Source organism: Puniceibacterium sp. IMCC21224 (assembly GCF_001038505.1).
Lineage (GTDB): Bacteria > Pseudomonadota > Alphaproteobacteria > Rhodobacterales > Rhodobacteraceae > Puniceibacterium.
Window position 1 is genome coordinate 347,267 of the sequence record NZ_LDPY01000001.1, and the last position, 11,337, is coordinate 358,603.

Annotated in this window: 9 protein-coding genes; 5 read left to right on the forward strand and 4 right to left on the reverse strand. The window is 60.7% G+C overall.

The window, feature by feature from the left end; genetic code table 11:
• Positions 1–14: 14 nt before the first annotated feature.
• Together IMCC21224_RS01655 and arfB are read left to right on the forward strand one after the other, a co-directional pair.
• Positions 15–644 (forward strand): queuosine precursor transporter, encoded by a 630-nt coding sequence (locus tag IMCC21224_RS01655; RefSeq protein ID WP_047993865.1) that lies wholly within the window; start codon positions 15–17, stop codon positions 642–644.
• Between the two features lie 301 nt (positions 645–945).
• Complete coding sequence (gene arfB, locus IMCC21224_RS01660) at positions 946–1,368, forward strand: alternative ribosome rescue aminoacyl-tRNA hydrolase ArfB (RefSeq protein ID WP_047993866.1); 423 nt, start codon at positions 946–948, stop codon at positions 1,366–1,368.
• Positions 1,369–1,478: 110 nt separating this feature from the next.
• On the opposite strand, the gene IMCC21224_RS01665 is transcribed toward arfB, so the two are convergent.
• The 4 genes from IMCC21224_RS01665 to IMCC21224_RS01680 all read right to left on the reverse strand — a co-directional run bounded on the left by IMCC21224_RS01665 (position 1,479) and on the right by IMCC21224_RS01680 (position 8,219).
• Positions 1,479–4,145, reverse strand: a complete 2,667-nt coding sequence (locus IMCC21224_RS01665) for a TIGR02302 family protein (protein WP_369795981.1) — start codon at positions 4,143–4,145, stop codon at positions 1,479–1,481.
• A gap of 39 nt (positions 4,146–4,184) precedes the next feature.
• The gene (gene lysA / locus IMCC21224_RS01670) at positions 4,185–5,450 is read right to left on the reverse strand and encodes a diaminopimelate decarboxylase (protein WP_047993867.1); all 1,266 of its coding nucleotides are present in this window, start codon (positions 5,448–5,450) and stop codon (positions 4,185–4,187) included.
• Between the two features lie 96 nt (positions 5,451–5,546).
• Entirely contained in the window at positions 5,547–6,773 is a 1,227-nt protein-coding gene (locus IMCC21224_RS26335; protein ID WP_053078864.1) for a hypothetical protein, read from the reverse strand.
• A 348-nt stretch (positions 6,774–7,121) separates the two neighbouring features.
• On the reverse strand, positions 7,122–8,219 hold the full coding sequence (locus IMCC21224_RS01680; RefSeq protein WP_047993868.1) for a tripartite tricarboxylate transporter substrate binding protein: 1,098 nt from the start codon (positions 8,217–8,219) through the stop codon (positions 7,122–7,124).
• A 306-nt stretch (positions 8,220–8,525) separates the two neighbouring features.
• Here IMCC21224_RS01680 and IMCC21224_RS26340 point away from each other — a divergent pair, with 306 nt between their 5' ends.
• From IMCC21224_RS26340 to IMCC21224_RS01695, 3 genes are all read left to right on the forward strand, one after another.
• Positions 8,526–9,293, forward strand: a complete 768-nt coding sequence (locus tag IMCC21224_RS26340; protein WP_053078865.1) for an IclR family transcriptional regulator — start codon at positions 8,526–8,528, stop codon at positions 9,291–9,293.
• 164 nt (positions 9,294–9,457) lie between these two features.
• Complete coding sequence (locus IMCC21224_RS01690; RefSeq protein ID WP_047993869.1) at positions 9,458–10,300, forward strand: amidohydrolase; 843 nt, start codon at positions 9,458–9,460, stop codon at positions 10,298–10,300.
• Positions 10,275–11,291: an alpha/beta hydrolase gene (locus tag IMCC21224_RS01695; protein WP_047993870.1), complete on the forward strand. Its 1,017-nt coding sequence runs from the start codon at positions 10,275–10,277 to the stop codon at positions 11,289–11,291. The genes IMCC21224_RS01690 and IMCC21224_RS01695 overlap by 26 nt, the downstream gene beginning before the upstream one ends.
• The last annotated feature ends 46 nt before the right edge of the window (positions 11,292–11,337 follow it).

The following is an 11,337-nucleotide window of genomic DNA, read 5'->3' on the forward strand; positions in this document are numbered from 1 at the left end:
AACGGGTTTATCCTATGACGCGACACCACTTTCCCGGCATTCTGGCCATGGCGGCCATTGTCTTTGCCTCTAACATCCTCGTGCAGTTCCTGTTTGGAAACTGGCTGACATGGGGCGCCTTTACCTATCCGCTGGCCTTTTTGGTCACAGACCTGATGAACCGTCTCTATGGCGCGCCCGCAGCGCGCCGCGTGGTGTTTGCGGGCTTTATCGTTGGTATCCTCTGCTCTCTGATCGGCACTCAGATCGTCGGTGACTTCGGTCCGCTGGTCACGCTGCGCATTGCACTTGGATCGGGCATTGCATTCCTGACAGCACAACTGCTGGACGTTGCGGTGTTCGACCGTCTGCGCGGCGGCGCCTGGTGGCGTGCGCCGCTGGCCTCGACCTTGATTGGATCGTCGGTTGATACCACGCTGTTCTTTACGATCGCCTTTTCCGGCGCGCTGACATGGCTCGAACCACTCAACGACGTTTCATGGGCTGCCGAAGCCATGCCGTTGCTGGGTCTGGGACCAATGGCGCCGTTGTGGGTTTCGCTCGCTGTGGCGGATTGGGGGGTAAAGCTGGGCCTCGCGCTGTTGGCACTGATCCCGTTCCGACTGATCGTTTTGAAGGCGCTTGGTGAAAAATCTACCGCCTGATCGAAAAAACGCTTTGTGATTTGGCACACCCGTGCAAGCCTGAGAGGGTAATCAACAAAGCGAAAGGAGGTGTCTCAGTGTCTAGAGAAACATTGGAGAGAGGTGTCGGAACAGTTTGGAGGACCGCGCCCTAGGGCAGCCCCTAAGGTGAAGTTCAACCGGATTGGTGTGTGCCTAACCGGCCCCACCTCCTTATTCTCGAAGGGCCGTCCACAATTGGGCGGCCCTTTCAGTTTGCGTATCGGCTGTATATATAGCGTCAGCGTTTCCCGTCTCGGGCAGAGTGCAGATGAGGAATGACATGCTCAGGATCAACGATCAGATTGGCATTGAGGACTGGGAACTTAGCGAACAGTTCGTCCGTTCCTCCGGTCCTGGTGGCCAGAACGTCAACAAGGTCTCGACGGCGGTCGAACTGCGGTTTGAGGCCGAACGCTCGCCCCACCTGCCGACCGCGGTCAAGATCCGGCTGCGCAAGCTGGCAGGACGCCGTTGGACCAAAGAGGGCGCGCTGATCCTTCAGGTCGAAGAGACCCGCAGCCAGGCCCGCAACCGCGAGATCGCCCGCGAACGGCTGGTAGACCTGATCCTGCGCGCATTGGAGCGGCCCAAGCGGCGTATCCCCACCAAACCGACGTTCGGCGCCAAGAAACGCCGCCTCAAGGCCAAGAAGGAGCGCGGAGAGGTCAAAGCTCTGCGCGGCCGGATCGAAGGCGACAGCTGATTCAGCGAGGCTCGATCACTTCCCGGGCAGGACGTCACATCGCCACCCGCGGCTGAGGAGGACGCGCTCTGCGCGAACGACGAGGTATCATGGGCGCGCGCGCCGCAGGATCAGAATCGCTCAAGCAGCCGTTCCAGGTAATCAAGCTCTGCCTCAGGGCGCTCACCCTCACCGGAACGACGCCTGATTTCGTCCAGCAAGTCGCGAGCGCGCCGATAGACATCTTCGCCCTGCAACAGCCCCTCGTCAGATCCAAGCTGACCGTTGCTGCCGGCATTGCGCCCCAGCGGGTCGCGCTGCTGGCCCGGTTCGGTGCCGTTGGCCATACCCTGTTGCCCTTGATTCTCCTGCCCTTGCTGTGCCAATGCCTCGCCCAGGTTGCGCATGCCGTCGCGCAGGGCTTCCATAGCTTCGGACTGGCGGTCGATGGCTTCGGCCAGATCGTCACCACGCAGCGCCTGCTCTGCGCCTTCCATCGCACCTTCGGCCCGGCCCAGTGCTTCGCGAGCGGCTTCACCCGCTTCGGTTCCCGCGCCCGGAAGATTGCCACGCTGGCGGTTCAACTCGTCGCGCAGGGCGCGCTGACGCTCGGCAAGGTTCTCTTGCAGTGACTCGCCCTGCTGACCCTGCTGACCTTGTTGCTCACCCGATCCCTGACCTTGTCCCTGACCGGGTTCACCGCCGTCCTGCTGACCGCGTCCCTGGCCCTGACCTTGTTGCTGTCCGGGTTGCTCGCCTTGTTCACCCTGCTGGCCCGGCTGCTGGCCACCGGGATTGGACTGATCCTGCAGATCCTGGAATGCCTGATCCGAAAGCCCCTGCTGCTCGCGCAGCGTTTCGGCCAGACCCTCCATTGCCTGTTGTCCGGGCGATCCCTGGCCCTGACCCTGGCCTTGCGTGACGCGCATGTTCTCCATCATCTCGCGCAGCTGTTCTAGCGCCTCCTGTGCCTCGGCCATGCGACCCTCTTCCATCAGTTCCTGAATGCGGTCCATCATGCGCTGGAGGTCGTTTTGGCTCATCTCCATCGAATTCTGATTTTGCGACATCTCGGCGTCGGGATTCTGCTCGGCGTCTTGTTGCGCCTGCCGCGACAGCTGGCGCATGTAATCGTCTGTGGCGTCGCGCAATTCCTGCATCAGCTCGGCAATTTCCTGATCCGAGGCCCCATTTTTCATTGCCTCCGACAGCCGGTCTTGCGCGCGTTTCAGCCGCTCGCGCGCATCCTCAAGATTGCCCTCTTCCAGCAGCGTGGCGAGGTCCCACATTGCGGTCGATAGTTCGGTCTGTTGCTGGTCAGTCATGCCTGCGGCAGCATAACTGTCGATATTGCGCAAGATGGTGCGCAGACGCAGGTAATGTGCTGCCTTTCGAAAAATGTCATCGGGTTTGTTCGATATCGCGCGCAGGATTTGCACGACCGACCGCGCGTTGTCGCGATTCCACAGCAGTGCGCGGCGTTGTTCAACCACAGCCGCTGCCATCGGATCAAAGAACCGTCGACCGGGCAGCGTCAGGACTTCTGGCTCTGACAGACCGGTCTGTTCGGCGGCATCCCCGACCGACAGTGACACCGTAACCGGCAGGTTTGCCCAGGGGTGTTCCGAGAAATTCTCGATCATGGTTTCAGTAAAATCACCGCGATCCCCCGAAATCGGCATTGGCAACGGCACCTCGATCGCGGCGCGTGGCTCGGGGTATACCTTCAGGCCGTAGCGGCGGTCCACCTCCTCCAGCGCCAGTTCGAACCGCGCGGTACCGGTGATCACGCCGTGATCGTCGGTGGCGGCAAACGGCAGTGAGGTCTCACCGTCATATGTGGTGTCAAAATCGCCGTCTCGGGTCACGGATGGCGGCATATCCGCCAGCATCACGACGTCCCAACTGCGCCCACCGGGTCCGTCAATGGCCAGGGTTCCCGATTGCGTCACGGAAAAGTCCTGCGCTGTGGCGCTGGTCGCATCACCCGCAGTATCCGATGTCGCGTCACTGGGCAGCGGATTGCCCGATACCGTTTCGACCACCTTCAGCGCGCCAACCTCACCATACAGACGCAGGGTCAGCCGCGATCCTTCGGGCACTGACAGGGACGCATCGGTGATGTCGTTCAGATATAGTGACGGCAAACGGGTATAGGCAGGCGGCTCGATCCAGCCCTCCCATGCAGGACCTGTGGCCAAATCGGTTCCCGGCCCCATCCCTGTCACTGATTGCACCCGCAGCACCGACCCGAACAGCAGCGCGGTAAACAGCGCCACCAGCGCCACATAGCGCAGCGCAAAAGGATCCGCACGGGCGACACGCAGGTCAGGCTGCACCGCTCGTGCCTGCGTCAGCCGGGCGCGCATCCGCGCCTGATGGGCGCGCCACACGGCGAGCGAGGCGGCATCCTCGGCGCCGATGGCCTGGGTATCCAGTGCGGACTGGATCGGATTTCCGCGCAGCGAAGAATCGAGCCGCGCCAGCGCGCCATCGCGACTGGGCCAGCGGAATTTGCGCACGCCCTGCACCAGCGCCGCCAATGCGACAAGGGACAGCACAGCACCAACGGCCCAAACCACCTCGATTCGGACCAGATCCTGTAGCCCCAACATCAGAGTGGCCACCGCGACAAAGATCACCGACCACAACGGCCAGAACGCGCGCACCACGCGTTCGGCCACCATCCCAACGCGGGTCAGCGCCAGCGGTATGCGCACGGCGCGATAGATTTCCTGCGGGGCGGTTACGCCCGGTGGCGACTTGGGGGTCGGTGATGCGGTGTCATGTGACGCCATGCGGCTCTCCCGGCTCAGGGTGACGGGAGGGCGGATGCCCTACAGCCACTCGGGTATGGTATCGCGGGAAATCATTTCGTCAAAGGTTGGCCGGGCGCGAATGACCGCAAAGTGATCACCTTTCACCAGAACCTCGGGCACCAGCGGCCTTGTATTGTATTCCGAGGCCATGACAGCGCCGTACGCGCCGGCCGAGCGAAAGGCCACAAGATCGCCTGCCTGCAATTTGGGCATCATCCGGCCCCTGGCAAATGTGTCGCCGGATTCGCAGACCGGCCCGACGATGTCGTAAGGCACAAGTTCGCGGCCCGGTTCGGGCTCCACCACCGGGACGATGTCATGCCAGGCATCGTACATCGCCGGGCGGATCAGGTCGTTCATTGCACCGTCGAGGATCAGGAACTGCCGCCCCTCTCCCTGCTTTACGTAGATCACCTGACTGACCAGCAGGCCCGCGTTGCCCGCGATCAGGCGGCCCGGCTCAATCTCGATCTCGCACCCCAGATGGCCAACCGTGCGCTTGATCAACGCGCCATAATCGGACGGCAGCGGCGGCGCTTCGTTGGACCGGGCGTAAGGGATGCCCAACCCGCCCCCCAGATCAAGGCGGCGAATGGTGTGGCCGTCGGCGCGCAGCTGTTCGGTCAGTTCCGCGACTTTTTTGTAAGCCAATTCAAACGGCTCAAGGTCGGTCAGCTGTGATCCGATATGCACGTCGATGCCGATGATTTCGATCCCCGGCAGGGCTGCGGCTTTGGCATAGACTTCGCGGGCGCGGGCGATCGGGATGCCAAACTTGTTCTCTGACTTGCCGGTGGCGATCTTGGCATGGGTGCGGGCGTCCACATCCGGATTCACGCGGATGGTGATCGGCGCGGTCACGCCCATCTGCGTGGCGACCTGCGACAGCACGGCCATTTCCGGTTCGCTTTCGACGTTGAACTGACGAATGCCGCCACTCAGCGCCTGCGCAATCTCTTCGCGGGTCTTGCCGACGCCGGAAAAGACGATGCGGTCGCCGGGCACGCCTGCTGCCCTGGCACGGGCGTATTCGCCGCCTGACACCACGTCCATACCGGCACCAAGCGCCGCCAGTGTTTTCAGGATTGCCTGGTTTGAGGCGGCCTTCATCGCATAGCAAACAAGGTGATCCATGCCGACCAGCGCCTCGTCGAACAGACGGTAGTGCCGTTCCAGCGTGGCGGTGGAATAGACGTAGAACGGTGTGCCGACGCTGGCGGCAATTTCGCTCAGCGGTACGTCTTCGGCAAACAACGCGCCGTCACGATAAAGGAAATGGTCCATGTCACCTGCCCTGTACGCCCTCTTGGGCCAATCGGCGCGGTGATAGCGGAGTCCATCGTTAAATGGAAACCCCTTTGACGGCGCCGCCGCCGCGCATCAGTTTTCGAGTTGCTCTATCCGCGCTGCAAGGGCGTCAAACGCCGCTGTGTGCCCGCGCAATTCGGCCAGCTCGGCTTGTTGATCGGTGATCAGCCGCTGTTGCTCAATGGTGTATAGTGTCAGCTCTTCGACCTTTTGCAGCAGTACCATCTGCATCTGGCTCAGGTTGTGTCCCGTCTGCGCAATTTGTGCCGCCGAAGGCACGTCAGGCAGGTGCCTGTTCAGTTCAATATAGCGTTGCACGTCTGACAGGGGGCGCAGGAGATAACCGGCGTCGAACACATAGTCAGGCACCGGTGTGCCGGAATTTGAGAAATAGTCGCCCTTGATCGTCATGTCGCCAGCGGGGGTCAGGATCATCTCGATCTCGTTTGGTCCGCCCGGTGCCGTGGTGACCCGAAAGGTGCCATTCTGGTTCTGAAAATTCCAGGCCCGCCCGGTGTTCGCGCCCGCAGTGATTGCCGTATTCTCAAGGCTAAAGAAGGTGGTGCCGTTGTTGCGCAGCACAAGTTGACCCAGCGTACCCGCACCCGTCTCTTCGATCAGAAGAGCGGCGGAATTGTCCGAGCGCAGCAGATGCAATCCGACGGTCGGACTCGGGGTGCCCAGCCCGATATGCCCCCCCCCGCCAACAAAGAGGCTGGCCGCTGGCGCACCTTGGGCGACCTCGAATGGGGATCGCCCGGCAGAGGCATCGTGAAGCGCAAACGGACCAGTGTTAAGTAAATCCCAGCTTTGCTGTACCGGACCATCGCCGGGGGTGACCTGCAATCGCAACGCTGCGCTGTCGGCGTGGACCAGATGCATGTCGGTCATCGGCAGGCTGGTGCCCAGCCCCAACCGCCCCTGCGCGGACAACCAGAACGCATTGTCCGGCGCGCCTGCCTCAACACTAAACGGGATCAGGCCCGCCGAAGCGTCGCGCAGCATAAAGCGATTCAGATGTGGCGCAGCATTGTCATTGGCCTGAAGGGTCCAGTCGGTGCCCGCCTCGACCGCGCCGGTCGACGTGTCGAGAAATTCCAGCCGCGTCGTTGTCGCCTTGAGCCGCAAGGTCGTGTGCAGGCCAAAACTCTCGTTTGCGGCGCAGGACATGCCGACGCACAGGCTGTCTCGGATTGTGGGGCTGGTTGCGCTCAGTTGTTCTGCCCGCGCCAAGCCTGACAGCAAAGAGGAACAGATCGCGACATAGACAAATATCCGGAACTTGCTAAACGGGGTCATGTCGATCCTCCTTGTGATCCTTCCATTCCACACTGAACCGCCACGGGATTGCTAGAGGTTGATTTGCCTAACTACGCCGCCACGCCCGATTTCTCCAGAGCGGCGCAGCCCTTTGCCCGACGACTGCGGCGGCAAGTTTTCCGATGGGGTAGGGGCGAGCCGGGTGATGGTGGGATCAGTATCCGGCAGTAGATCGACTGGCAGAGTGTCGGCCCGATGCCAGATCGCGAAACGCGCGCTCGGAATGCGTCTGCTCTGAAGAAAAGCAGATCAATATATGACCGGCCTGATATGTGACGCCAACGGCACCCTGAAAACGGGCACCGTTGGCTGGGTCGTTTCCGGGTTTCAGAATGCGACGTTGTAGTTGCGGGTTAGGTATTCCCGCATCCACTGCTTGGCTTCGGGGCTGATCACGGTGGCGATCTCGAACAGGCGATCCGCCTTGGCGCCGGTGGCTTGTGGATACTCGCCCAGTACATCGGACTTGCGTGCGATCAGTTCCGGGTCCTGAAGCGCATCTGCGAAAGCCTGCGCAAAAGCCGCCACGATGGGTGCAGGCGTCGATTTGGGCAGCAACGCCATTTTCTGTGCCGGAAAACCAGCGCCGAAAAAGGCCATATATGCCTCGAATTTCTCGCTTTTCTCAGGGAGCATGCCGTGCATTGCCTCGTAAGCCTCAAGAAAGTGCGGGATGTCCGGAAAGGTGGGGTCGCGTACGACGTTGCCGTCTTCATCAAGCGCGCCGACAGTGAACAGCGGTACAGCGGTTCCGGCATCGACCATCGGCTGAATATTCGTCAGATAGCTGGCCGAAGTCTGGAAATCTATATTGGCCTCGCCCCTCTCGAACGCGAGACGGGTTTCACCCCGGCTGTTCATGCCGAACACATGCTTGACGTCAAGTCCAAGCATGTCGAAGGCCAGTATCATCACCAGGTCCAGCGAGGTCGGCCCAGTGTTCGGAAAGATCAGCGCCTGATCCTTGAGCTTGCCGATCTGCGAAAGATTCTCGATGCCAAAGCTGGCGGGGATGTAGATCACGGCCCCGGTTGGCGATGCCAGAACGGGAACAAGGTCGCGGTAGTCGTATTGCACCCGCTTGTCGCCCAAAAGGTACGGAAATTGCGTCGACCCCGAGACCCCCAGCATGGCCGTACCATCAGCTGCGGCGCGCTGCGCAAAGGCGTTTGCGCCTGAAATCGAGCCGCCGCCGGGTACGTTGCGCACAATGACATTGGGTGATCCCGGCAGGTATTTCCCCAAATAGGTCGAGAAAAAGCGTGCCCAGGTATCGCTGCCACCACCTTCGCCGAACGGAATGGTCCATTCGATAGTCTTGCCCTCGAAAGAGACGGCCTCCTGTCCGGTGGCCAACGAGGGCGCCATTGCGGATGCACCCGCAGCAACCCCGTAGGCCAGCATTCTTCTGCGTGTATAAGTCATGTTTTTGGTTCCTCCCTCATGTATCTTGGCCGCCCTCATCGACCACCGTGAACTGCGTGTATGAACCACGCTGAGGGACGGTTTGTTGGCTTCGGCCTGAAACCGATAACTTGCCGGATATCGTTTCGATAGGTAGAACGATATCGTTATCTATCAGAACGACTACCAGTGAGCATTGCATCGGTCAACGGTTTGATGCTTGCATCCCACCCCGAAGGAATTTCTGGTAAGCCAATGCTAGGGTGCATGGTTCCCGATCATGCGTCCGGCACAAAACAAGTTTATTAACCTTGGAAGGAAGATTCTGTGCCAACCGTAAGCAGCTCTCTTGGTGAGGGGACGCAGTCCGTTCTTCTGACCGTGGCCATTCTGGAACGATTGGCGCGCGTCGACGGACCGATCAGCATCAGTGAACTCGCGCGCGAGATCGATGCCTCCAAAAGTCGCTTGTTCCGGCATCTGCAAACGCTGGCACACAGCGATTTCGTAGCGCATGACGAAGCCTCGGGCGGTTATGCGGTCGGTAGCCGATTGCTTGAAATCTGTCGCACGCTTAACCGCCGTTATGACCTGCTCAGCATCGCTTTGCCGGTATTGCAGGATTTGCGCAACCAGACCGGGCATACGGCCATTCTGTCACGGGTCGATACGGTGGGGGTGCATGTCCTGACATCGCTGTCCAGTGAATCACCCATCGTGCTGGAGGTGCGGGCCGGTACGGTCCTGCCGTTGGACACCTCGGCACAGGGCCGCGTTGCGCTGGCCTTTGCGCCGGCAAGTCGGTTCACCGGCAACGGACCGTTTTCGCAGGCATTCAAACGTTTGGCGAAAGACAATGCAGGCGAACTGGACCGTATCTTGCAGCAGGGATGGGCGACGGCGCAGATGCGCGAAGGATTGATGGGCAAGGGCGCGCCGGTTCTTGATTCCAGCGGCACTTTGGTCGCTACGCTGGGGCTTCTCGACACTGCCACGGCGATGAAGAGTCAGGACGTGCAGGACACCGATCACTTGAAAGCCGCCGCGAAACGGTTCGAAAGGGAGCTTGCGCAGGCGAAATTCGCTAACGACTAGTCCGCAAAATTGTTCTGGTAGTTGGGAGGTTATTGCCAATAGATGAAACGATAGTTAGTGTGCCTGCTGAGCGGCCTCGTGCTGCGCAGCTTTCAGGAGGCCGTAATGGCAGGCACAACGGAACAAAAAATCAAACGTCCGGCCCCCTCTGGGAAGGTAAGCCATTGATTGATCCCGGCCTTGCCCCTCTGGTGGATGTCCACGCGCATGTTTTTGATGATACTGTGCCGCTGGCATCAACCGCCTGGCATCGCCCTGCACGCCCCGCCCCGACCGAAGATTTTCTAAGCACGCTTGACACCGCAGGTGTCCGGTTTGGGGTAGTAGCCGCGGCCAGTATCTTTGGCGATTACAATGACTACGCTTTGTCTGCTGTGCGACAACACAAGCGGTTGCGGACAACCGTCATTGTCCCGCCCGACATTGATGCCAAAGTGCTTCGTCAGATGGATCAGGACGGGGCTGTAGGAGTGCGCCTTCAGTTCAGAAACGTCGCACATCCACCGGATCTGAGCAGTGCCCCCTACAAGCGGCTTTTCGGGTTGGTCGCGGACCTTGGGTGGCACGTGCATCTGCATGACACTGGCGAGCGACTTCCTGATTACATCCAAGCCATCGAGGCCGCCGGGCCGCGTCTGGTCATTGATCATTTCGGCCGCCCGGATCCATTGGGTGGAGCGTTGTCCAGCGGGTTTCAGGCTGTCCTGCGGGCGGTTCAGCGGGGGCGTACATGGGTGAAGCTGTCGGCCGGTTTCCGGATCGAGCCGCCAGAGGCGACGGGTTCCCTCGCCCGTGTTCTGCTTAGCGAAGCTGGAACGGAACGTCTGCTCTGGGGCAGCGACTGGCCGTTCGTCGCGTATGAAGAGCAGATGACATATGAGCAGGCGGTCGCAAGTTACCATGCCGATGTGCCGGATGCCGCGCGTCGACGGGAAATTGATCTGACAGCCCTCAAATTCTACTTTAACCAAGAGGCCGGAGATGCCGAAGAGCGCAGCGACCACTGACGTCAAGCGTCAGGATTACGATATCGAAACGCTGGATGGAGTCAGCATTGCCGTACGCGTGGTGCGCCCGGTGGTGCCCGGCGACGTCGGGCCTGTTCCCATCCTGATGTTGCACGGCACAAGGCCCGGCGGACGCAGCGAATTTGATCTGCCCGTCGCTGGCGGATCGCTGGCGCAGGACCTCGCCCTGGCTGGTCACAGCAGCATCATTCCCGATGCGCGTGGCTATGGCCGGTCAGAACGGCCCATCAGCATGACGCAGCCGCCGCAGCAGTCGCGCCCCTTTGCCCGGTGTATGGAAATCACCCGCGACATTGATGCCGCCGTGGACGAACTGCGCCGCGTTACCGGTGCGGATCGGATCGCCCTGATGGGGTGGGGTGTCGGCGCGACCGCTGTCCTGGCCCATGCCACGCTCTGGCCCGAAAAGATCAGTCATCTGGTGCTCTACAATCCCCTGTACGGTGGCGGCACCAGCCATCCGCGCTACCGCGATCATCCACTCGAAGACCCCGCGCACCCGGGGCGTTTCAATGCGGAGCATTACGGCGGATACAGCTACAATGATCCGCGTATGCTGATGGATAAATGGGACAAATCGATTCCCATCGACGACAAGGATGCGTGGCGCGATCCGGCTGTCGCCACAGCATTCGCCGCCGAACTGCTGGCCAGCGACGCCACCTCGTCCGAGCGCGATCCGGCAACCTACCGCAGTCCCAATGGCATGCTCGAAGATAGCTATTTCATCGGCAAGGGTGTTGCTTTGGTTCACGCGAGCCAAGTGTATGCCAAGGTGCTGATCATCCGGCCCGAAATGGATTACTTCGCGCGTCCAGAAGATGTTGCCGCGCTTCGATCCGATCTGGTGAATGCCCCACGCGTCGAGCTTTACGAGCCGAAAAACGCCACCCATTTCGTTTTGCTGGACCGTGCCGAGCGTGGGCGGGCCGAAGCAATCGCAAAGATCATTGAATTCATCCGTGCCTGAAACACGCGCGTTTATGAATTCGCACCCACTCATCCTGACCAGAGAA